General features: G+C 55.0%; 18 protein-coding genes and 2 pseudogenes. 8 read left to right on the top strand and 12 right to left on the bottom strand.

The window, feature by feature from the left end:
* Nucleotides 1-125 precede the first annotated feature (125 nt).
* Nucleotides 126-1,829, bottom strand: coding sequence for a helix-turn-helix transcriptional regulator (locus tag AMS69_RS15135; RefSeq protein ID WP_053968917.1), 1,704 nt, complete (start codon nt 1,827-1,829; stop codon nt 126-128).
* Between the two features lie 107 nt (nt 1,830-1,936).
* The gene (locus AMS69_RS15130; RefSeq protein WP_053968916.1) at nt 1,937-2,695 is read right to left on the bottom strand and encodes a helix-turn-helix domain-containing protein; all 759 of its coding nucleotides are present in this window, start codon (nt 2,693-2,695) and stop codon (nt 1,937-1,939) included.
* Nucleotides 2,696-2,802: 107 nt separating this feature from the next.
* Between AMS69_RS15130 and AMS69_RS15125 the strand changes: the two genes are divergently transcribed.
* A complete protein-coding gene (locus AMS69_RS15125; RefSeq protein ID WP_238378541.1) occupies nt 2,803-3,456 on the top strand; it encodes a hypothetical protein in 654 nt (217 codons plus the stop codon).
* Nucleotides 3,457-3,680: 224 nt separating this feature from the next.
* Here AMS69_RS15125 and AMS69_RS15120 read toward each other — a convergent pair whose 3' ends face one another.
* From AMS69_RS15120 to neuB, 6 genes are all read right to left on the bottom strand, one after another.
* Nucleotides 3,681-4,712 carry a GDP-mannose 4,6-dehydratase gene (locus AMS69_RS15120; protein ID WP_053968915.1) on the bottom strand — a complete coding sequence of 344 codons (1,032 nt, stop codon included), beginning with the start codon at nt 4,710-4,712 and terminating at the stop codon, nt 3,681-3,683.
* Between the two features lie 50 nt (nt 4,713-4,762).
* A complete protein-coding gene (locus AMS69_RS15115) occupies nt 4,763-5,845 on the bottom strand; it encodes a DegT/DnrJ/EryC1/StrS family aminotransferase (RefSeq protein WP_053968914.1) in 1,083 nt (360 codons plus the stop codon).
* A 61-nt stretch (nt 5,846-5,906) separates the two neighbouring features.
* Nucleotides 5,907-6,611 (bottom strand): acylneuraminate cytidylyltransferase family protein, encoded by a 705-nt coding sequence (locus AMS69_RS15110; RefSeq protein WP_053968913.1) that lies wholly within the window; start codon nt 6,609-6,611, stop codon nt 5,907-5,909.
* A complete protein-coding gene (locus tag AMS69_RS15105) occupies nt 6,608-7,387 on the bottom strand; it encodes a methionyl-tRNA formyltransferase (RefSeq protein WP_053968912.1) in 780 nt (259 codons plus the stop codon). The genes AMS69_RS15110 and AMS69_RS15105 overlap by 4 nt, the downstream gene beginning before the upstream one ends.
* A complete protein-coding gene (locus tag AMS69_RS15100; protein ID WP_053968911.1) occupies nt 7,387-8,181 on the bottom strand; it encodes a sugar phosphate isomerase/epimerase family protein in 795 nt (264 codons plus the stop codon). Before AMS69_RS15100 ends, AMS69_RS15105 begins: the two co-directional genes overlap by 1 nt.
* Nucleotides 8,182-8,216: 35 nt before the next feature.
* Nucleotides 8,217-9,245: an N-acetylneuraminate synthase gene (gene neuB, locus AMS69_RS15095; RefSeq protein ID WP_053968910.1), complete on the bottom strand. Its 1,029-nt coding sequence runs from the start codon at nt 9,243-9,245 to the stop codon at nt 8,217-8,219.
* Between the two features lie 332 nt (nt 9,246-9,577).
* Between neuB and AMS69_RS15090 the strand changes: the two genes are divergently transcribed.
* Nucleotides 9,578-11,368: an ABC transporter ATP-binding protein gene (locus tag AMS69_RS15090; protein ID WP_053968909.1), complete on the top strand. Its 1,791-nt coding sequence runs from the start codon at nt 9,578-9,580 to the stop codon at nt 11,366-11,368.
* Between the two features lie 544 nt (nt 11,369-11,912).
* Nucleotides 11,913-13,019 carry a hypothetical protein gene (locus tag AMS69_RS15085; RefSeq protein WP_053968908.1) on the top strand — a complete coding sequence of 369 codons (1,107 nt, stop codon included), beginning with the start codon at nt 11,913-11,915 and terminating at the stop codon, nt 13,017-13,019.
* Nucleotides 13,020-13,029: 10 nt separating this feature from the next.
* Here the strand turns inward: AMS69_RS15085 and AMS69_RS15080 are convergent, their stop codons facing one another.
* Complete coding sequence (locus AMS69_RS15080) at nt 13,030-14,412, bottom strand: sulfatase (protein WP_053968907.1); 1,383 nt, start codon at nt 14,410-14,412, stop codon at nt 13,030-13,032.
* Between the two features lie 165 nt (nt 14,413-14,577).
* Here AMS69_RS15080 and AMS69_RS15075 point away from each other — a divergent pair, with 165 nt between their 5' ends.
* The 3 genes from AMS69_RS15075 to AMS69_RS15065 are packed head-to-tail and all read left to right on the top strand — an operon-like array spanning nt 14,578 to nt 18,221.
* Complete coding sequence (locus AMS69_RS15075; RefSeq protein WP_053968906.1) at nt 14,578-15,747, top strand: glycosyltransferase; 1,170 nt, start codon at nt 14,578-14,580, stop codon at nt 15,745-15,747.
* Nucleotides 15,748-16,653 carry a polysaccharide deacetylase family protein gene (locus AMS69_RS15070; protein WP_053968905.1) on the top strand — a complete coding sequence of 302 codons (906 nt, stop codon included), beginning with the start codon at nt 15,748-15,750 and terminating at the stop codon, nt 16,651-16,653.
* Between the two features lie 32 nt (nt 16,654-16,685).
* Nucleotides 16,686-18,221, top strand: coding sequence for an alkaline phosphatase family protein (locus AMS69_RS15065; RefSeq protein ID WP_053968904.1), 1,536 nt, complete (start codon nt 16,686-16,688; stop codon nt 18,219-18,221).
* Here the strand turns inward: AMS69_RS15065 and AMS69_RS15060 are convergent.
* Together AMS69_RS15060 and AMS69_RS15055 are read right to left on the bottom strand one after the other, a co-directional pair.
* Complete coding sequence (locus AMS69_RS15060; protein WP_053968903.1) at nt 18,218-18,400, bottom strand: hypothetical protein; 183 nt, start codon at nt 18,398-18,400, stop codon at nt 18,218-18,220. The genes AMS69_RS15065 and AMS69_RS15060 overlap by 4 nt on opposite strands.
* 21 nt (nt 18,401-18,421) lie before the next feature.
* Nucleotides 18,422-19,723 carry an O-antigen ligase family protein gene (locus AMS69_RS15055; RefSeq protein WP_053968902.1) on the bottom strand — a complete coding sequence of 434 codons (1,302 nt, stop codon included), beginning with the start codon at nt 19,721-19,723 and terminating at the stop codon, nt 18,422-18,424.
* A 120-nt stretch (nt 19,724-19,843) separates the two neighbouring features.
* Here AMS69_RS15055 and AMS69_RS19825 point away from each other — a divergent pair.
* Nucleotides 19,844-20,513 (top strand): annotated as a pseudogene (locus AMS69_RS19825) (IS6 family transposase).
* Nucleotides 20,514-20,838: 325 nt separating this feature from the next.
* Here the strand turns inward: AMS69_RS19825 and AMS69_RS19820 are convergent.
* On the bottom strand, nt 20,839-21,642 hold the full coding sequence (locus AMS69_RS19820) for a class I SAM-dependent methyltransferase (RefSeq protein ID WP_077067822.1): 804 nt from the start codon (nt 21,640-21,642) through the stop codon (nt 20,839-20,841).
* A gap of 105 nt (nt 21,643-21,747) precedes the next feature.
* Between AMS69_RS19820 and AMS69_RS15050 the strand changes: the two are divergent.
* Nucleotides 21,748-22,225 (top strand): annotated as a pseudogene (locus AMS69_RS15050) (IS5/IS1182 family transposase); the annotation flags it as partial.

The following is a 22,225-nucleotide window of genomic DNA, read 5'->3' as shown; positions in this document are numbered from 1 at the left end:
CGGCCTGTGTCGTGAACCGATTCCTGACCGGCGTGGCGGCGGCGGACAGGTACGCTTGGCGAAAATTCATCCGTCTCTGTGCAGTGATGCCACTACCGACCAAGCTATCCGGTCCGTGAGTCAGCTTATCCGCCGGGTGTCGGCGGCTTGATATCGCCTGCGTGGGGCGAGTTCGCCGCTGGGGGCTTTGCCCGCTCCAGACAGATGAGGTTCTCCCTGCCGAGACGTATCTTTACGACCTCGTCTTCGTCCACCATCCGCGAAAGGAGGCGGCTAACCTTCGCTTTCGACCAGTCCGTCGCCTCAACGATGTCGGTCTGGTGCAGACGACCGTTCTCGGCTTGCAGCATCAGCTTCACGAGGTGCGCGTCGGGGGTGAGTTCCCGGTCAGCTTGCTCGAAGGCCTCTGCTGCAGTGTCCACGTCGATATCTGCGCTGTCAGCTTCGACTACCCTGTCTGTGGCGTCGATTTCACGGTTAATTTCGAGTATCTCCCGATCCAGTTCGAGGTAGCGATAGATGAACAGTCTGGCCGCCGTTGAGAGCCGTATAACCCAGCCGCGCCTGATTGCTGCGACTGTCAGCCCAATCCCTATCAGGAACCCCAGTAGCGAACTCGTCACCCAGGCTGGCGTCAGAACGCTGTTCGGGTTCGTCCCCCAGGTGACTTCCTGTGGGTCAGTCAGGAAGTCACCGTCCGAATCGGACGCGAGTGGGTCCGTTCCAAGTTCGGAAACCTCGCGCCCGTCGCTGAGGCCATCGCCATCCGTATCGACGGTGGTCGGGGACGTGCCGGCTGCCAGTTCTCTTCCGTCGTCGAGGCCGTCACTATCTGTATCACTCTCGGTGGGTTCGGTCCCCGATTCGAGTTCTGTCCCATCTGCCACCCCATCACCGTCAGTGTCTGCGACTGTTGGGTCCATGCCCAGAGCTAGCTCCCTGCCATCAGCGACCCCATCAGCGTCGGTGTCGGCCTGTACCGGGTTCGTGCCGACCGTCAGCTCTCGGCCGTCGACGACGCCGTCGTTGTCCGTGTCCGCGTCGGTTGGGTCGGTCTTGCCTGACGCCTCTCGCTGGTCGGACAGCCCATCGCCGTCAGTATCCGCGACGGTCGGATTCGTCCCGAGCGACAGCTCACGTTCGTCTGATAGGCCGTCGCCATCGGTATCGTCCTGTCTCGGATCGGTGCCCTGTTGGATCTCAGTCCTGTCGGTGACACCGTCTTCATCAGTGTCTGCGTCCGTGGGGGCCGTCCCGTGCTGGTGGACCTCTGTCCCGTCCAGCAGCCCGTCGCCGTCAGTGTCGGCGTCAGTGAGGTTCGTCCCCTGGACCACTTCGTGGCTGTTGTTGAGCCCGTCGTCGTCAATATCACCGGCACGCTGAATCGGCTGCAGAGACACCGGCTGCCGATCTATCGCGGTGTCGGTGCGCGTGTTGTAGAGAGAGACTGAGAGCTCATCGAGTCCCGTTATCCCGGGAGTCGTGAGCGTCGCAGTTCCGTTCGGGCCGACCGACGTACAGTTCAGTGACCCGTTTGCGCGCGCACAGACCGAGAGGTTCTCCTGTGGCGAGCTAAGAGCCACTGCGATCTGATACCCGCCGGGCCGCGCGCCGTCTATCCGTTCCCAGACGAACGCCGTTCCGTTCGGCCCGTCTGCAACAGCCTGTGTGGGACCAACCGACTGTATCGCTGGCGCTGTTTCGTTGCCCGTCGCTGTGTAGTCAGCATACTGCCCGGCGTCCGCTGCAGCAGCGACACCCACGGAGACAGACGCGACTGCCAAGAGGAGGAATAAAGCGCACATCCCGCTCACGATCCGGTGTCTCATACGGTACAGGTGTCACAGCTGAACAATATCCTTTTTGGCACATACTACCCTTGTCACGTATAGCCACACCTGAAAATTCAGCGACCATTATTTCACGCCCAAGCTACCTACTCATCAGAGAGTCCGAGCTCCGACCCGACAACCTGGTCCATCCCACGCCGAATCCGCTGTGACATCGCCGACGGTGAAATGCCGAGTTTGTCCGCCAACTCTGCCTGTGAGATGCCACGGGGAACGTCGAAGTACCCCTCTCTGTGTGCCGTCTCGAGTGCGACTTGCTGGTCTGCGGTGAGCCCGCACGCACCGGCGTTGACTTCTCCGGAGGTCCAGTACAGTCGATCAAGTCGAAACGTGATATTCCGATCAGAGCATTCGGCTCGGAACTGCGACAGTGCCGCCCGCGACCGAAACTGGGCGTGTACCAGCCACTGTCCACTTGTCCCTTTGATGTCAAGCGCCCGACCACCGGCACGGACGAGCGAGGGCGTGATCCGGACGGCGCTGTCGGCCACCTCGACACGATAGACGCGGCTTGTCTCCGTCCAATCTAACACGAGATGATCACACACTGTGCTATCCCTCTCCAGTGCTGTTTCGAACTGGTCTAGGGTTTCTCCCGCGGCCTCTATCACCAGCAAACTCGACGTGCCGTCGTCGACCATCTGCTCCGGACGGACTGTCACGTCTGGACTACTTTCGATTGTATCCGTCAGTATCAGTTCTGGATGGCTCAGACACAGATCGACACCGAGGCTCTTCTCCTGTGATGTCCCAGTCGCCTCCGATGGGCTCGCCGGCCCGTACCCAGCGCCATCGACTGGCTGGTCCGCCTCGGCTGCTGATCTCTGGTCGCCGGTGTTGCGCATACGGACACCAGACGGATCTCGCACAAGGCTATTGTCACTATATTAATAGCACCCTTTGATCGAGAGCCTATATTGATAATCATAGTGGGGATCTGCTCTGTTCCTACTTGGACGTTGCTCAAGATGTCGCCGCGTACACGACCAGTGATTCAACCGAACAGACTGTCTTCATCGAAGCGGAACTCAACACACACAGACAGCAGTCCAACCGTCGGTTCGGCGGCACACAGGTCCGGCGCGGACAGACAGTCACGCTCCCAGCCAAAGACTACACGTTCAATGGCCGTATTGAACAGGTCGGTAGTGGTCTCCAGCAAACGACTACCGATGTGGTACTCGAAACAACCGTCGATGCAGAAACGGCTGACTGCATCGCTGCCGGCGACATCACTACCGTCGCCGGATACGATGCAACCGAAGTGAGAGCGGTCACCACGTACGCGACACAGAACCCCGACCGCAAACGCGTGCTTGTGGGTCTTTCACTGGCTACTCTGGAAAACAGCGGTCAACAGCAGTTCAGCAACGCCATTGTCCAGCGCGGGAACAATATCACCATTTCGACTGAAAGCTATGAACTCTCCGGGGCGATCAAGCGTGTTGGCGAACCTGATCCACGCGGAGCGCTTACTAACCACGAGCAACCGTTCGAGATAGACATCGACCTTCCGGAACCAGACGAACCAGCGTTCAAAACCCACACGGTGAGACAAGAAGACGGAGGTCGACTACAGATTAGTAGGTATATGATCCTGCCGTGACGAGAGGTCTACATCGACATCTCCTGAAGACGCACAGTGACCCTCGTCCGCCGAAAGTGCGCATAGCCAGTCGATTTGGAGACGTGTCTCCGCCGTTCGTTGCTCGTCCCCATCCCGACAGTAAGTGTACAGGCATCGCCACAGGATGTGTCCCAGTTGGTACCAGTATACTCTCATCGAATTCTGACGCAGCAATTGGAACAGGTTATTTTTCGGTTCAGAGCTTATTCTTCAGTCCAGAGCTGGTCTTTCAGGGACCGCTCCCACACCCATTCGCCGTTTTGCTGGTACCAATCGATAGTTCGCCGTATCCCTTCACGAATGTCGACCTGAGGTTCGTAGTCGATCAGGTCCGATGCCTTTGAATAATCACAGTGTAGCTGCTGTACGTCCAGCGGTCGGAACCGGGACTGTTCGACCTCGATGCTCACTTCGGCGTACCCCATCTCTTCGGCGATTATGTGCGCAAGCTCCTCAACGGTGTAGTCCTTACCGTAGCCGAGATTCACAACTTCGCCTTCCGCGTCGGGACAATTAATAAGCTTCGAGGCGCCGCGGACCGCGTCTTCGACGTACGTGAGGTCGCGACTCGCCTCAATATTCCCCAGCGACAGCTGATTATCCGTCGATAGCTGTGCGATCAATTCGGGGACGATGTAGGGGTGGGTCTCTCGCGGCCCGTAGCAGTTAAACTGACGGAGGATGACGACCGGGACATCCTGTTCGTGGAAGAGCGTGAAACAGAGGCGATCGGCTGCGAGTTTACTGACCGCGTACGTCGACTGCGGATACGTACGATGGGACTCGCTCATCGGGACCTCTTGGGCGGTCCCGTACACTTCCGACGACGAGTATATAAGGATGCGCTCCACGTCAGCGTCCCGGCACGCGAGGAGCAGTTTGAGTGTCCCGTTTGCGTTGACCGAGAAGAAATCCGTGGGTCGATCGTAACAACTCGGGATGTATGGTTCTGCAGCGAGGTGGAACACGTAGTCGATTTCCTTCGACTCCAGCAGATCTGCCAGGTCCGACCGCAGGATATCACCACTAACGAGGTCGATGTGGTCTGCCAGGTCGGCCCGTTCCCCTTCGATTCGATTGACGATATCCTGTAAGTTATCGAGGGAACCCGTTACGAAGTTGTCCAAGACAGTGACGTGGTTATCGTTCTCGAGCAGTCGCCTGACGAGAGCGGAACCAATGAAGCCGGCGCCCCCAGTAACCAGCACCCGCTCATTTTGGAGTTCGGTAACCATACGGGTTAGTTTTTTTCGGGGACTATAACCTTCTCGCCTCGGTGCCGAAATTAGAGGGCATTGCGGATAACGTCACATATCTCCATTATAATCTGGTGATTAAGATTCGGAGCGGACGGCAGATTCAGACCACGCTCATGGAGTCGTTCCGTCACAGGACAATCGCTTCCACTCCCGGCGTAGGGCGGTTGCTCGTGGAGTGGGTAGAAAAATGGCCGCGTCTCTACGTCGGCATCAGCGAGTGCGTTCCGAACCCGCTCGAACTGTCCGGTCGTTCGAAACACCGGGGCGACCATCCAGTGGGCTGACTCCCCCCAACCGGGTGTCGCTTGGAAGCGAACGTCCTGCGTCGTCAACTCGCGGCGATATGTCTCAGCGACGCGGCGTTTGTTTTCAAGGATCGCGTCGGCACGCTCAACCTGCCCAACGCCGATTGCGGCCTGTATATTCGTCAGTCGATAATTGTACCCGATCACTGAGTGGTAGTACTTTCTGTCTCTCGACATACCGTCCCGCCGGAGCAGCCGTATTCGCTCTGCAAGTTCGTCGTCGTCCGTCGTTATCATCCCACCCTGACCGGTGGTGAGGATCTTGTTCCCGTAAAAGCTGAAACAGCCGACGTCGCCGAGGCTCCCCACACGTCGACCACGATACGTCGCTCCGTGTGCCTCGGCAGCGTCCTCGAGGACCAAGAGATCATGCTTGTCGGCGAGCCGTTGAATCGGCGTCATCTCGCAGGGCTGTCCGTAGAGATGGACCGGCATCACCGCCTTGGTGTCTTCGGTGAGACGCTCACGGACGCTAGCGGGGTCGAGTGTGTATGTATCCGGATCAACGTCGGCGAACACCGGCGTTGCACCGACGTAGGACACGACGTTTGCACAGGCGATCCACGTCAGGTCCGGGACGATTACCTCATCTCCCTCGCCGATCCCGGCAGCCAAAAGTGAAAGGTGGAGTGCAGCGGTCCCGGTCGAGGTAGCGAAAGCGTGTTCGGTTCCGATCCAAGCCCCGAACACATCTTCGAACTCCGTGACGTACTCGCCCTTTGGGGAAATCCATCCACGTTCAAGTGCGTCAACCACCCGAGAACGTTCGGCGTCTCCAAATGTCGGTTCCGCAAGCGGAATCATTTATAAGTAGTAGAGTACCAGTGAAGGTGATCGTATATTCTTAAACTATACGCGTTACATTTCATTTCTCTGCAAGAGTCCTGACTATCTCTAGGTCTATCGGTTCGTCAATATCAATTGACCGGTCTCTTGGCATTTCGAATGGAACCGTAGCGTCGGTATAGAATGATTCGTGTTTAATAAAAGCCTTCCTCCGTGCGGCAAAGATGGCTCCGTTCGGGCAATGCAAAGCTGGAAGGTCTTGGCTACGCGGAATGTCGTCAGTCCAAAGGACGTCCCTATCGAAGTACGTATGTAGGTACCCGTCATCGTCGGGTGCTACTGCCCAGAATGGTGGTTGCTCAAACTCAGTCACGGAGATGACCGATTTCGCAGTCTCGTCGTTCTGCAGTTTCCGTACTGCCTGGTCGATGTCATCTACTCGACGGAGTGGAGAAGTAACTTGCAACTTTACAATCACGGTCGGCAGTTCGTGTTGTTTTTCAATCCAGTCGAGCGCGTGTTGGATGACCGGTGGCCCCGGTGTCTCATCCGTTGCTAGTCTGGCCGGTCTTATAAAAGGGACTTCCCCGCCGTACTCGCGTGCTACTGAGGCTATTTCCTCGTCGTCAGTCGAGACAATCACTCTATCTATTGTTGTCGCTTCGTTCGCCTGCTCCACCGTGTGGGCGATGAGGGGCTTTCCAGCTACTTCCCTGATATTCTTTTTCGGTATCCGCTTTGACCCTCCGCGCGCCGGAATTACGGCGAATACGTCACACGTCATTGCTTGATACCGTGTTGACGTCGGAGACGACAGTACTCAGCCATCGACGTTATCTCGAATTCCTGACCGCAGAACTCGGCTACTGCGGGTCGAAACGGTGGGTAGTACATCGCCCGGATGAATCGGTCGATTTCACCGTCGGACCACTGATGGTTGATAACTCCGTCATTCGGAAGGTCGCCTCGCCCGTGATACGTGCCGGCTCCCGTCTGTGGTCGACCGCTGTACTCCTCTTCCACGATCAATTCGAGTACCGGCAGGAAGTTGCTCATTCCAGCGTGGATGAGCCGGTGGTAGAGCGAATAAGCGGTATCAGTAGGACCGATAGAGACCTCTTCCTGCTTGAGTATCGGACCAGTGTCGATCTTGTCTGTCATGTAGTGGTACGTGTAGCCGGTACGCGATTCACCTTCGACCATCGCCCACGGCACCGACAGCACACCGGCGTACTGCGGGAGCAACGACGGATGGAGATTCACACCACCGTACTGTGGAATATCGAGGATATGGCTCGGGATCTTGTCTCGATAGTAGAGGGAAAAAATGAGGTCTGGATTGAACTCCTCGATCCACGACTCTGTATTGGGGTCGGAAATATCGTCGGTCTTATACGATATATCCTTCTTTTCGAGAAACTCCAGTAGTTCTTCGTTCCGTTCGATATCGTAGGTCAGGACGCGAAGTTGCTCTTTTTCGAAGCCACTATTCAACAACTGCCTAATCGCTAGAATCCCAGATCGATAGAACGTCGCCAATAGAATTTTTGTGTCAATCATCACCGTTCACTCTTAGCGCCTAAGCGTACCAACAGTTGTTTTAAGTCTCTTGCGTTCCCATGGTGTGATTCGACTACGCGAGTCAGCCCTGACATCGACGACACAGGTATGTCGTCGGCTGGATTGACCGCTTCGTGTTGGTCAGCACGTCCGTTATTTGTATGCAGATGGAGACAATCGAGACAGTCCGCTACTTCTTGTACGAATTTTGACTTATCGTAGTCAAAGGTATGTGAGGACACGTTCAGATGGCCAGTATCGAGTAAAACGCCACAGTCAGATGGGTTTACCTCCTCGAATAAACGACTGAATTCGTCAGGTCGACAAAACATGAGGAGGGGATCTCCCCCAACCACGTTCTCCGTGGTGACGACGTTGTTCTCTATCGAAATCGACACGTCGGTTGACGTCGCATGGTCAATTACAGACTGCAGTGACGAAAGAAACCGTTCGAAGCACGCTTCGTAGTCGGGTGGCGACCGCTTAGGGAATGTCAGGGACAGATCCGGGTCGACTCTGAACCCGCCGTGGAACGTGTACCGCGGTATATCGTGCTTCTCACAGAAGTTGATCGCGTCCTTGACATAGTCGACGCTTTGTCGTCGCAGGGATTCGTCCGGCGAGGCGAGGTTAAGTATGAACTCATCCTGAACGGGGAGAAAGTAATTGTGGGCAACAAAATTGAACGAATACTCCTTGACTAGCGCCGAGACATCTACATCCTTTTCGCTGCAGTAGCCGAGTTCGACGTTTTCGATGTCGGCCCGGGAGTACGCCTTTAGTGTCTCCTCCATCCCGGTATCTGGAAGACACTGCGTTGATGCACATATCATGCGATGTGGTCCCACGTAATCGGTGAGTGTTTGGGGATCTCTTGTGTAGTAGACTTACCGACGACATCGTCGTAATTCCACGGACTTATCCCTTCGTCTGGGCGGACGATCAATAAGTCGTCGGGAGAGATAGCCGCACCAGATTCGATATCGTGACTGGCGTGTAAGCTCCGGCGCATGGAGTGTTTGTTGTTCCGTTCCACTTTAGAGATCAACCGGCGTGTACTTCCGATTGCCTTCTCGGCGAATCGCACGTTGTCCACCATCTGCGAGAGTTCCTCGGGTTCTAACGACGCGTAGTGGTCTGGCCCCTCCATCCCCCGGTTTAGAGTGAAGTGCTTTTCAATCACAGAGGCTCCGTATCCCATCGCCAAGACTGGAGCCACGACCCCCCTCGTATGATCCGAAAACCCGACCTGCCCGGGGAACGCCGTTGCGAGAGTCTCGATAAATCGCATATTGAGCTGGGTGGCCTTGGCTGGATACGATGAAACGCAGTGCAAGAGAGTGACGTCCTCGCAATTTCGAGACCGGAGGAACTCGACTGCGCGTTCGATTTCACCAAGGTTTGCCATCCCCGTGGAGAGGATGACGGGCTTTCCTGTTTCTGCAATCGCACTCAAGAGGGGTTTGTTCACGATATCGGCTGAGGCGACTTTGTACCGATCAACGCCGGAGGATTCAAGAATTTCGACGCTCCCCGGGTCGTACGGCGTAGACATGAATTCGATTCCAGCTTCCTGGCAATATTCCATCAGGACGTCGTGATCTTCCTCTCGCAATTTTACATTTTCCAGCATTTCGTACTGATTTGTGCTGGCATCCCGTTCCTTCTGATAGTCGGCCTGCTCCGTCTGAGCCGTCGCGACTTCTTTCGGCTGGAAGGTCTGAAATTTGACCGCGTCAGCACCGGCGGCAGCGGCTGCGTCCACAAGGCCTTTGGCTATCTCGATATCGCCGTTGTGGTTCACACCTGCCTCCGCGATAACTTTGCAGTGGGGTTCCAAACCAGTATCTGCGGTCATGAATGAGTACAACTCACCATCGGATAAGAATATATCGACGTATGGCGAACACTGGCTCCCTCTGTAGTGTGTGAACGTCGGTAGATCTGTGATCGAACGGGTCGACGCCAGCGATAGTCGAATGAACATCACGGCCAAACACATTCTATTCTGATCGAATCACGTACACTGATACTCATCAAGTACCACACCCGGCTATGATCGTATCTACCGATGTGCCTACGGACTATACCCACGCCAAGGTGCCGTATCCCCGGAGCGACGGCTAGCGGATCGGATCGTTTTTATTGGTGGAGGGTCCACCGCCGATCGAACTCTGCTTTCCCAAACAAATGAACAACGAAGCCTCGCAGCGGGAGAAATTAGCTGCGCTCGAACACGTCGCTCGTCATCGTCCACTGACGACACTCGCCATTCTTGGGATGAGTCTGGTTGCCGCCGTGCTGGAGGGTATTGGTCTCAGTTTCATTCTTCCCATCATCGATATCACTCGGGGGGAAGCGTCTTCGTCCGACCAGAGCCAATTCATTGAGGCGTTCGTTACGCTCTACGACGTTCTAGGAATTCCATTCACACTCGAGTACATCATCGTCGGTGTCATCACCGTGATGGGTGTTCGGTACGGGTCCAGTTTCGTCGTCGACTGGTTGAAGGCCTATCTCCGAACAGATTACGTCCGTCATCTGCAGACGACGGCCTTCGACCGGGCACTGGATACCGAGATTGCGTACTTCGATGAAAAGGGGTCCGACGACATTCTCAATACGATAGTGACGCAAGCCGAGTATGCCGGTCAAATGATCCAGTGGCTCGTCGAAATCCTCAAACAAGCGTTCATGAGTTTGATCTACGTGGCGATAGTGGTCTATTTGGCACCGAAGTTCCTGATCGTTGCAGCCGTTTTCCTCGGTGGCCTCTTCTATTTCGCGCGGAAAATGGTCGAGTCCGGCTACTCCGTCGGTGATCGAGTCGCCGACGCGAATCACGAGATACAGACGGTCGTTCAGGCCGGGACGCAGGGCATCCGCGACGTGAAACTCTTTGCGCTCTCAGACGAACTAATGGACGACTTCCTTGAATCGGTTCAGAAGTATACCGCGTCGACGATCCAGTTGTATCGGAACCGGTCTGCAATTGATCACTTCTATCAGTTCACCATAGCCGTCACAATCTTCACTTCGCTATACGCGTTCCTCGAATATTCTAATCTTTCTTTCGGCGGACTGGGACTGCTCTTGTTCGCGGTTTTCCGACTCGCACCTCGGGTTAGTACAATCAACAACCAGTTCTACCAGATCGAAGGACACCTGCCACACCTCATCCGGACCCAGACGTTCATCGACGAACTAGCGGACCGGAAGGAACCGGGTTCCGACGGGGACCCGTGCCCAGACCAACTCGAACGCGTTTCCTTTCGCGATGTCACCTTCGCATATCAAGATGAAACCGTACTGGACGATATTTCCTTCGTGATCGAGCAAGGCGAATTCGTCGCGTTCGCCGGTGGTTCCGGGGCCGGGAAGTCGACCATCGTCTCGCTTCTCGCCCGTTTTTACGATCCCGACACGGGGACTATCACGACCAACGACGTACCAATCGAGACCTACGAACTCGATGAATGGCGCCAGCGACTCTCGGTCGTCCGCCAGCAACCGTACATTTTCAACGATACGCTCTGGAAAAATGTGACCGTCGCTGATAGGGATGCGACTAAGGAGGAGGTCGAAGCGGCCTGTCGAGCGGCGCAGGTGACTGAGTTCCTCGACGAACTACCGAACGGATTCGACACCGTGCTTGGTGACGACGGGGTCCGACTCTCGGGTGGCCAGCGACAGCGGATTTCCATCGCGAGAGCGGTGCTCAAGGACGCGGAAATTCTGGTTCTCGACGAGGCGACGAGTGACTTGGACTCTCACCTCGAAGAGGAAATACACGAACGCATCGAGCGTCGCGATGACGTCATGCTCGTCGTCATCGCGCACCGCCTCTCTACGATCACGGATGCGGACCGGATTTACGTTGTAGACGATGGCGGGATCCGGGAAGTAGGTCCCCACGACGAGTTGCTTGAGCGGGATGGAATGTACGCCTCGATGTATCGAACGCAGATCCGATCACCCTGATTCACCCCGTTAAGAAACCGCACTGTCTATATTCCAAGCGTTTTTAAATTCTACCGACCTGATCCTTCTCATGCTCTCGAAGTGGAAAATCTATCAGACTCTCTCTAAGGCCGGTCTCGGATCGGCCGCAATCCGGCTAGAGAACCACTTTACCCAGAAGTACGACTTTTCGGATCTGACGGACGAAAGTTTAAAATCGTATTCGGAGCCTACAGATGACGGGTATGTCCTCATTCCTCTCACGCGCGGGCAAGACGGACTGAATTCCTTCCGGTATTGTATTCTCGCACACGCCTTTCGGACGCGGGGCTACACTCCAATTATTCCCCTTTGCCACGCCGATCTCGATCTTTGCCAACGGAAGACATGCGAGAAGGATGGGAAGGCAGTCTGTGACGTGTGTAACTACGCCGGGCGGTCGCTCCTTTCAGCGTTCGGACTTGAGGGCATTCCCATCGAGTCACTGCTCGGTGAAACATACAGTCCACCGGAGGTAGATACAACGCTCCAAACTTATCGCGGAATTTCCGTCGCTGATTACGCGATGTCATCCACTCGCCGCTTCCTCTTGCGGCACTCGATCGACTTCGAGGACAACTACCATCGTGAAACGTACCTCAGGTTCCTCCGAAGTGCGGTCATCCTCGTCGACATGTGTGAGGCGCTGTTCGAGCAATATCCGTTCGACGCTGTTCTCGCACACGACGACCGCTACATTCACGGCGGGATCCATCTCGCAGTCGCGCAGAAACACGGCGTAACGTCGTACAGTCATGCCCTCGGTCGCCGCGAGGGGACTATCCTGTTCGGTGACGCAGGAAACCGCTCCTCATTACCATTCTTTACTGACCATGATACGCTCCAGACGGAGTTAGCGGAACCTCTCTCTGATAGCGAGGAGCGCCGAGTCAAAGAAATCATGGCTGCCAGAACCGAAGGTTCTGACGTCAGGATCAACTACTCCGCTCGAACCAACAACTCGTTCGACTCGTCTGCTGACTGTACGGTCGGCATATTCACGAACCTGATCTGGGACGCTTCTCTCGAAGTCGAGGAACTCGTTTTCCCGGACGTACTCGATTGGATAGATGACACAGTCGAATACGTATCGAGGGTCGACGACGTGCAGTTCGTCTTGAAGACCCATCCCGCCGAGGCGAAGTTCGGTACGGACGAGTCAGTTGAAGGACGAATCCGTGACGGACACGACCCACTCCCCGACAATCTTGAAATCCTATCACCGGATACCGACATCGATACGTACGCACTCATTCGTGATCTGGACGCAGGGATCGTATACAACTCTACAGTTGGCCTTGAGATGGCGTACGAAGGTGTCCCAACTATCGTGGCCGGGGACACCCATTACCGCGACCTCGGTTTCACATTCGATCCAGAAACGCAGGACGAGTACTTCGGATTGTTACGCAACGTTCGCGATGTAGAGATGGACGAGGAAATGGTCGCACGCGCGAAGCGGTACGTACACGTCTACTTCGAACGGAAGCACATCGGCTTTCCGTTCTTCAGGACGCGGTCCGCGGGCGACAACGAGTATTTCAAAGTGGAACACGACGAGGTCAAGCCAGGGAACGAGAACTTCGATTTCATCGTTCGGAAAATCCTCGCCGACGAACCGGTGCTACGGTAGACGCCGCCGCTCACATCTTGTATCCAAGCGCCTCTAGCTGTTCCGTTTCTATTCCGTTCTGGAACTCGTTCGACTGGTCGGACCGCAACTGGCGACACTCCTCGTACCATAAGTCGAGTTCCGCCCGCAATTCGCTAGCGGTTTCGGTGTCCTCACTGATCCTGTTCTCCGTCTCGCGTGGGTCTTCGTCGACGTGATAGAGCATCTCGTCGTCGACAAGGAACCTGTATCCGACCATCTCTCGCAGATGGTTTTTGAGGTTCTCGAAGGACCAGTCTGGTGGATCGATAGAGATTAGCTTCCTGTCGGTAGAACGGACGCTGGTGAAGGCTGGCCCGCGCCGTCGACTCTGGGTTCTACTGAACACGAACTCGTGTCCAGACACAACTCCCGGCTCCCAGACAACCGATCCTTGTCCGCTGAGGAATTCGGGATCGGCGTCTGCTGCTCGAAGAAGCGTATATGGAACGTCGATCAGAGACACGATCTCGTCGTGAATACCACCATCCGTCGACGAGGTTTTGAGAACGAACGGAACGTGGGTCTGTTCGTCATGCGGGATAGTGTTGTGTCCTCGCGCCGGATTCCGGAACAGTACGCGCTCACCGAACGCCTCGCCGTGGTCACCGACGACTGCGATGATCGAATCGTCGGCCCGTCGGTTCGATTGCAGGTAGGAGCGAAACTCCCCCAGCATGTCGTCCCAATAGTTGATGCAATCGTCGTAGAGATTTTCCAGCCTTCGAAACTCATGGGGCGCACTCGCCTGGTTCACTGTGTCCTGATCCCTGCCGAACGAATCGTCGCCGTCGAACTCTCCGGAGAACTGCGAGAACCCGTCCGGTGGGTCGTAGGGGGAGTGAGGGTCGATCGACCATATGAGGACGAACGTATCCTCGTGCTCGTGTTCTCCAAACCATTCGAAGAGATAACTGTTCAGGTCCTCGGCCCTCGGATACGCGAGTATATCCTGGTCGGTGTCGAGAAGTTCTCGGTCGGCCGTCGTCGTGGTCCGTCGCTCGAGTACTTCGGGGTGTTTGTACACCTCGATTATGTCGTCGAACCCGCGGTCGAAGCCTGTCGCGGACGAGACGTTGCCCATCGAGGTGACGCAGAGCGTCTTGAAGCCAGCTGAGGCGAACGCTTCCGAAAGCAGCGGGATCCCGTCCGGTATGCTGTCAGAACGTGTTTCGACACCGTGTGCCGGCGGATAACGGCCCGTCAAAAGAGACGAAGCGACCGGCCGAGTCCACGTGGACGGGCTGAAACACTGAGTAAACAGCCGCCCTTCTTCGGCGAGATTATCAAGGTTCGGAGTCGTGGCGCGATCGTATCCGTAGGCGGAGACGTGATCCGCCCGCAACGAATCGACGACGGACAGAATGACGTCCATTGCTTGCTCTGATAACTTTCACAAACGCACTTAACCGAATCGTTTGAGCGAGTCACGCTTCGGCGCCGGCCTGTGTCTGTTACTGTTTTCATCGATGCTATGCCGACTCTGCGTCCGTTGGACCAGTAGATTCACAATAGCCGCTAGCCTACGAGTCGCTCACAAATGGCTTCTATCGGCGTTATCTATCCTCGGCTCACTGCCTTCGGTGGTGCGGAAGCAGTCTGTCTTACCATCGTTGACGCCCTCCGTACCGAACACGACGTGGAGCTGATCACTGCAACTCCTCCTCGAACGCGGGAACTGAGTACGGAACTGGTCGGGACCGAGTTTACCCTCAACTACCGGGAACTAGACGTCGACGTGACCGTCCCTGGTCGCGTCACAAATCTACTCGGGACCGTGAGCGGAAATAACTTCGACCTAGTGACGAAGTCCCTGTTCATCCGTCGCGTCCGTGCAATTGCACCGGAGTACGACCTCCTTGTGAGCGTCCGCGACGACGTTTCGCTCCCGCAGCCGACGCTCCAGTACGTTCACACGCCGCGGTTAGCGTTGCTCGCCGCGGGTCGTCGGGTATCGCACCCTGACCGGAGTGAAAAAAGTACCGTCAGGCGCATCTACAACCATATTTGTACCACTCTCGCCGGACATAACCCACCGTCCGTTCATAACGACGTGTTGCTGACGAACTCTGACTGGACCCGATCGCTCACCAGAGAGTTCTACGGTCCCGACGTCGATATTCGGACGGTGTACCCACCCGTCACTCTCTCCGAGTTCAATCCCGTTCAGTGGGACCGACGAGAGAACGGTTTCGTAACGATCGGCCGCGTCTGTCCATCGAAACGAACGCTTCGGACAATCAAAATCGTGTCTGAACTCCGCGACCGCGGATTCGACACCCACTTGCACGTCATCGGGACAGTCGGCGATTCCCCGTACGCCGACAGTGTCTATGACGTGGCGGCTGAACGGGACTTCGTCAGCCTCGAAGGCGAGGTAAAGCGAGCGACGCTTGTCGAACTTCTGACGACCCATCGGTATGGTATTCACGGAAAGGAGCGAGAACCGTTCGGCATGAGCGTCGTCGAAATGGTCGGCGCAGGCATGATTCCGTTTGTTCCGTCTGGGGCGGGGCCTGCCGAGATTCTGGACGGTGAGGATGCACTGATCTACGACTCCCTCGAGGATGCCGTAACGCTCGCCGAAGCCGTCCTCGAGAACCCCGACGTTCAGGCATCCCTCCGCTCGTCGTTGCCCGACCCGAACAAGAACTACGGGCCAGACCGATTCAAAACGAGCGTCGCCGAAGCTGTGGAGGAACTGGTTTGAATGTCGGGTTCGCTGGTCATCTCACTGGACACTGAACTCCAGTGGGGGTTTCACGGCATCGATGCTGAGAAGGAGTTTTCCACCGGCGGACGGGAGGGACGCTCGAACGTCGATACACTACTTGACCTGTTCGACGCCTTTGATGCACCGGTGACGTGGGCAGTCGTTGGGCACCTGTTCTTAGACACCTGTGACGGACGGCACGCGGATATCGAGCCGCCCCGAAGATACTGGTTCGACACCGATCCGGGAACGTCACAGTCCGCCGATCCCCTGCGGTACGGACGCGACATTGTCGAGAATATCGTTTCCGCCCCAGTCGATCACGAGATCGGGTCCCACACGTTTTCACACGTCCTCTGTCACCAGCATGGGTGCACCGAGGCGGTGCTCGAAACCGAACTAAAGCGATGCCGCGAACTCGCGTCGTCGTTCGGCGTCAACCTCCGCTCGCTTGTGTTCCCGCAGAACCAGATCGATATGCTTGGGACCGTGGCCGACGCCGGTTTCACTGCCTTCCGCGGACTGTCCCCGGAACGTCGGTTGCGGGATGAAGCGATTGCAGGGCGCTACCGACGTTTCGCTCGTTACCTCGCCAGACGACCGGCACCGACCGTCCAGCCCGTCCGAGATCCGTCCGGGTTATGGGAACTTCCAGCTTCCCAGTATTTCCCGTATGTCTCGCCGGGACCTCTCGAGGATTCTCCCATCCGGCTCGCCCGGGCACTCCGTGGGCTCGAATGCGCCCACGACCGGGACGAGGTGATCCACCTCTGGGCTCATCCACATAACTTCACGCCCACACTGCTCAAAGACCTACGCCGTGTTCTGGAGTACGCGGAGCGTATTGATGTCCCTGTCCGTCCGATGGCTGACGCCGTCGCCGTGCACGCAGATCGGTCGTAGGGTTGATAATCCCTTCTCAAGAATTCACGGTAATGAGCCAGCGACAGACAGTCGTCATCGGTCTCGACGGTGCGCACTTCGAATTGCTCCGTCCGTGGATCGAAGAGGGTAAGCTTCCCAACATCGCTTCCATTATCGACGACGGTACCACTGCAGACCTGTGCTCCGTTCTCCCGCCGGTCACATCTCCGAATTGGAAGGCGTATCTCACCGGGAAGAACCCAGGTAAGTTCGGGATTTTCTGGTGGGAGAACATCGACACCGACAACCGACGCGTCTACTACCCGTCCCATCGTAAGAACGAACAGATCGAGTACTGGGAACACATCGCGGAGGACGCGTCAGTCGGCGTCGTCAACGTCCCAACGACGTACCCACCGAAGTCCGTCGACAATGCGTGCGTGGTGGCAGGTGCGCCGGATGGCGAGAACGCCGGTTTCTCGACACCGGAATCTCTAGAAGCAGAGCTTGTGGACAAATTCGACTACACCGTCACCACCAAGAATCGAATGGAGACGAAGCCGGATGCAACCGTTGAGGAGATTCTCGAGCGCATCGATAGCCGCTTCAAGGTTGCGAAACACCTTCTCGAAACGTCCGATCTCGATTTCCTACAGGTGACAACGTTCTACATCAACACGCTCCACCACTTTCTGTGGGACGACGAGGCGACTCTAGAGGCTTGGCGGGCGATCGACGCGCACATCGGCGACCTCCGTTCGGGGGATCGGAACGTGGTACTGATGAGCGACCATGGATCGACGGAGATCGAGACAGTATTCAATATTAACGCCTGGCTTGAGCAGGAAGGGTACCTCACACTTAAGCGAGATGTCTCCGATTTCATGTATCGGCTTGGGTTGACGACGAACCGGATCGAGCAGTTCGTCGACGCGCTCGGGCTTCGGAGTCTCGCGTTCAAACTCGCCCCGGAGCGACTCAAACAAAAAGTTCCGGACGAGCAGGGCGAAGTCCACAAGGGTGCAAAGACCGACCGGGTGAACTGGGATGAAAGCGTCGCCTTAGCGAGCGGGCAAGGCCCCGTGTATCTCTTGCTTGACTCGTCGACCTCGGAGTACGATCGTGTTCGGTCACGTATCGTCGAACAGCTCACTGCCGTGCGTGGCCCGAACGGCGAAAGGGTGTGCAACGACGTTCTGGTCAAAGAGGAGTACTACTCGGGGCTGTATGAGAAAGAGGCACCAGACATCATCATCGACCAACGTGAAGGCGTTCATATCCGCGGTGGGATCGGTAACGATGATATATTTACCGACCCGGAAAGTGAGGGATGGCGCGCAGAGAACAAACGCCGCGGCCTGTTCGCAGCATGCGGTCCCGACTTCACCTCGGAAGCTGTGGATCCGATGTCGATTCTCGACCTTGCACCGACGCTGTTACATCTATACGGAAAGGATATCCCGACGTCGATGGACGGAACGGTTAGATCTGATGTGTTCGCTGCAGACAGCCCCATCGCAGACACCCCTATCGAGTATCGTGACTCAAATGAACGTGATGCAGAAATCCGGCGAATTCGACGAATCGCTCGCTCGCTTGACTACTAGAGGTATCCAAGATCTTCTAGCCTACCCTCGAGATCGTCATCCTCGGCTTCAGTACCTTCCAACTCGCTGATGACGATCTGGAGAATGGTGGAAGCGTATTCTTCGCCGGAGTCAAACCCGTATCTATCGGCACGCGCGAAAAGTTTCTCCCTAAGATCCGAATCGATATCAATCTCCATATTTATGCAATATCACCGCCACTAATAAATATTGTTTTGATCGTCCCCTCCGCTTCGTCTGACGTGTCTTTGGTCGTCGGACTGGTACTGCGGAGCGGTTACACTGGCCCGCTGCTGCAAGTCAATAAATGCCAAAGCGATCCCAACCCACATCCATCCAGCCTTCCCAAATCCAACGAGGAAGTTCGCTTCGACGACGACGGCTGTCATCGAAGTTAGAAGCGCGAGCGCGAGCAGCCTGTGTTCGATTAACTTTGAACCCGACACCAGTCTCAGAAGGAATCCACAAGTAGTAGTAATAACACCGGTAATAAATGCTATCGCCGGGATCCCCGCACCAACCCCGATTATAAGGAATGCATTATGTGGGAGGCGATTCCGGAAGAAGTGTTGCCGAATATTCCCCCATCCGACCCCAGTTAAGATGTTTTCTGATATCAGCCTATACGAGACTTTGAGCTGGGTGAGGCGGTGAGTGAGCGATCCACCCCCGCTCTCAAGGCCGGTAAATAGGTGAAAGACGAAAGCAATGGTCAGCGGAAGCAAGACGATTCCAGCGAGTCGAAGCAGCGCTATCGGTGTTCGAACTGAGCTATTTCTCAGCGGATACAGGTAGAATGCTACGTATACCATCGCTAACAGCGCTCCCCATGTACTACGCGACTGCAGAATAAACACAATATAAAACAGAATCACTGCTACGCCCACGAAAGGAAGATATTGCCCGCTTCGTTTCGATCTGAAAACAACGTATGGTAACGAACCAAGGGAGAACATTCCAATCTCGCCGTGTGACAACTCTATCCCCGAAGTACGCGTAAACGGGATAATATAGGAAGCAATCGACCGCGACGGCAGGAACTCGCCGCCGAAGAAAACCCCCGTAAGCGAACTTACGATGCCAATAACACTAATGGCCAGACTAGAGAGAAAAACTGTCGATAGAACAGTATGCAGCCGCTTCCAAGAGTCAACGTACAGGAGCAGCGAGACAACCAGCATGAGGTACCCTACCTGTGTTATGATCCGGCGATATGAGCCACCGTTGATGGCTTGGGCGAGAACATTATACAGTAGAAATGTGACAAATAGGATGACCACCAAGTAAAGCAACGAGAGCCGCGAAATTTCCGCCCGCAGCAGTTGTCGAATTGTGAGGACTGTGATTGCCGTTAGAATAAGAAGATTTGTGGGGCTGACAAATACTATACCAGTCGGAATCGCGTACCCAGCGAATGGGAGAGAGAAAACCATACACAGCACTAGAAGATCTACTGCATCGAGATCTTCAGTAGATAACCCAGTTTTTTTCAACGCTTCCATCGTTGTGGTCTTATTTTTTTTGAGTCAGAGGGTCACATGAACGTTTTGATATCACTGACAAATCGGCACTGTCTAGTTGAGCGAGTTTAAAAAGCGAGGAGGTCGTAGCGAGAAGTGTTCATGCCATTCGCAGACCTCCTCAGAGAAACCTAAATAAGGACAGCCAAGACGGTTAGGAGAATGAGCGCACCCCGCAGCCGTTCAGCGGTTTGGGGTGCGTCTCCATACTTCGGGGCTGTCGATCAGGGAGACGGCCGCTATCTTAGACCTGCTAGGTATCGATCGTTCTCACAGCGCGGTCTGGAATTGGGTTCATACACTGTCTGAGGAACAGAGCGACCCGCCGACGGCACAGCCGTCGCGGGGCAAGGTCGACTAGAAACAAATTGAGGTTGACGGCGAAAGGAAAGGGTTGTACGCCGCTGTCGACACCGAATCAAAACTGTTACTCGAAGTTGACGTGTCCAGCCGCGCGTGACTGACCCCGCGGCGGCGTTCCTGCACGGTCAGAAACATGATGTCACCGATTCAGTGTTTCTCATCAATGCTGGCGGCTATCTGACCGCTCTCTCACGTCACGATTCAAGCGGTTGGTTCGACTGTCGAATCCGGAACCACATCGAAATGATTCCAAACTGTAACCATGCGAATCAACCGCTTTCACTCCTTCTGAAGGGGCAGTCAACCCAGCGCGAAACAGTAGTTACAACCCTTCAGACACCACTACAACCACGAACGACCGAACCAAGCGCTCGATGGGGAAACGCCGGCTGAGAGAATCCAGAACTAGACAGTGCCACCTGTTTGAGAGCTGTATCATTTGTTGAGTTCTATAGAAACATCGAATAAGATTGTACGTAATTCAACTGAAATCGAGGTAGAGAACTGTTGAAAACGCACCGTTTATTGTTAATATAGCTGGCAATTTCGAATTGTGCTCGGCCATCATGGTCTTTTATTCCGGCAAAGAAAGTATAGATATTGGAATGTCATCAAATGTATTGTCAGTAAATAAAACGACGGTAACTTTCGTTCTCAAACAATTTCACTCACGCTGAGCGTGAAACGGTCGAAGTCAGCATAGACAGATATGCAAACTGGCTTAATTTGCTTAACTAAACGTGGTCGTCCAGTGGCAAGTCTTTTGATTGAAGTACTATGAACCAACGGGTATGCATACGCATACCAATTAATTTTTTAATGTTCTGCGGCTGTTTCCCTAAATACTCAATAAGAGGGCGGCGCAAAGATCTGAGCGATGCTGAGTCGTGGAGTTGAGGATATATTTCTAATTTGAGACCCGACATATGCGCGAATAATTCGTATTCTTCCACTGAATAGATCAATTCGTTTTGTTCCGGCGTCTCCGCCTGCCGTTCCTCACGAGGAATGTTGTTATCCAGCGTGATTGACCACGGTCCTAGTAATCGGTTTGGACTCAAGGGGGGGTAAAGCGTTGGTTCACGTTGAAGCAGGACATAACCATCATCTTTCACGACTCGCGATACCTCGTGAAGTAACTCGATTGGGTGGTACGTGTGATGAAATGCTGAATCAAACACCACTATATCAAATTCGTTGTCTCCAAATGCTTCTAAATTTAGGAAATCGCCGATATAAAAATCGATTAAATCAAGATCTGCGTTGACGTACTCAAGTACCGGTGGTGCCACAGAGCGTAGCCAACTTTCAGACAGTTCAACAGCACAAACACGGTCTACTTTATCCATTTGAGATAAGTAACCAGATAGCCAACAATGTCCAGCGCCAAGTTCGAGGATATCGCCTTCAATTGGGCCAACCCAGTGTTCAAAATATTCTAAGGTGCGATAAGATTTATTCTTATCAACCCACTCTTTGACTTCTTCGAGGTCTTCTTTATCAGCAGATTCCCACGCCGCCTCTTCGTTTTTAGACAATTCTGTCTTAGAGAGATAAGATATATTGGCTCTGGTGAATCGCTGGACAGCGTCGGCTTCGACCGTTAGAACTAGTGGAATGAAGCGGGAAACCGCCGATGCTCTATGTCGAAGATCTCCCGCTTCACAAACAAAGCGGTCCAGTTAGCTAAAAATGCTGTTGGTGAGCGAGGCGAAGTCGCCGCCCCCGAAGGGGGTGGCGGCTTCGCCGAGTATGCGGTGGTGTCGCTGCACTGTCTGCGGGTTTACCTGGAGAAATCCTACCGAGAAGCACTCGATTTGCTGAGTGAGATGCCACAAATACTCGGGGAGATCGGCCTCAAACCGGCCGATCTCCCCGACCACTCCACGCTAGTCAAGTGGTTTGATAGAATCAAGACAGCGCTCTGGCGAGTGCTGCTGCGCCTGTCGGCGCAGGAGCACGAGCCATCCGGTCACGCCGCCATTGACGCGACATTCTTCGACCGCGAAAACGCTAGCAAACATTACTGCCGTCGGACGAATTACCGAGTACAGACGCTCAAAGCGACAGCTCTCGTCGACACAAAAAGCCAAGCTATTCTGGACGTTCACTGTACGACCG

Source organism: Haloarcula rubripromontorii (assembly GCF_001280425.1).
Lineage (GTDB): Archaea > Halobacteriota > Halobacteria > Halobacteriales > Haloarculaceae > Haloarcula > Haloarcula rubripromontorii.
The sequence above is the reverse complement of the archived record's forward strand: the minus strand, read 5'-3'. Positions and strand labels throughout refer to the sequence as shown.

Coding starts and splice junctions, on each gene's coding strand:
- AMS69_RS15085 (WP_053968908.1), top strand. CDS start 11,913: ATGTCATCCACTCGCCGCTTCCTCTTGCGGCACTCGATCGACTTCGAG.
- AMS69_RS15090 (WP_053968909.1), top strand. CDS start 9,578: ATGAACAACGAAGCCTCGCAGCGGGAGAAATTAGCTGCGCTCGAACAC.
- AMS69_RS15100 (WP_053968911.1), bottom strand. CDS start 8,181: ATGGAGGAGACACTAAAGGCGTACTCCCGGGCCGACATCGAAAACGTC.
- AMS69_RS15105 (WP_053968912.1), bottom strand. CDS start 7,387: ATGATTGACACAAAAATTCTATTGGCGACGTTCTATCGATCTGGGATT.
- AMS69_RS15055 (WP_053968902.1), bottom strand. CDS start 19,723: ATGGAAGCGTTGAAAAAAACTGGGTTATCTACTGAAGATCTCGATGCA.
- AMS69_RS15080 (WP_053968907.1), bottom strand. CDS start 14,412: ATGGACGTCATTCTGTCCGTCGTCGATTCGTTGCGGGCGGATCACGTC.
- AMS69_RS15110 (WP_053968913.1), bottom strand. CDS start 6,611: ATGACGTGTGACGTATTCGCCGTAATTCCGGCGCGCGGAGGGTCAAAG.
- AMS69_RS15065 (WP_053968904.1), top strand. CDS start 16,686: ATGAGCCAGCGACAGACAGTCGTCATCGGTCTCGACGGTGCGCACTTC.
- AMS69_RS15130 (WP_053968916.1), bottom strand. CDS start 2,695: ATGCGCAACACCGGCGACCAGAGATCAGCAGCCGAGGCGGACCAGCCA.
- AMS69_RS15135 (WP_053968917.1), bottom strand. CDS start 1,829: ATGAGACACCGGATCGTGAGCGGGATGTGCGCTTTATTCCTCCTCTTG.
- neuB (WP_053968910.1), bottom strand. CDS start 9,245: ATGACCGCAGATACTGGTTTGGAACCCCACTGCAAAGTTATCGCGGAG.
- AMS69_RS15070 (WP_053968905.1), top strand. CDS start 15,748: ATGTCGGGTTCGCTGGTCATCTCACTGGACACTGAACTCCAGTGGGGG.
- AMS69_RS15115 (WP_053968914.1), bottom strand. CDS start 5,845: ATGATTCCGCTTGCGGAACCGACATTTGGAGACGCCGAACGTTCTCGG.
- AMS69_RS15060 (WP_053968903.1), bottom strand. CDS start 18,400: ATGGAGATTGATATCGATTCGGATCTTAGGGAGAAACTTTTCGCGCGT.
- AMS69_RS15120 (WP_053968915.1), bottom strand. CDS start 4,712: ATGGTTACCGAACTCCAAAATGAGCGGGTGCTGGTTACTGGGGGCGCC.
- AMS69_RS15075 (WP_053968906.1), top strand. CDS start 14,578: ATGGCTTCTATCGGCGTTATCTATCCTCGGCTCACTGCCTTCGGTGGT.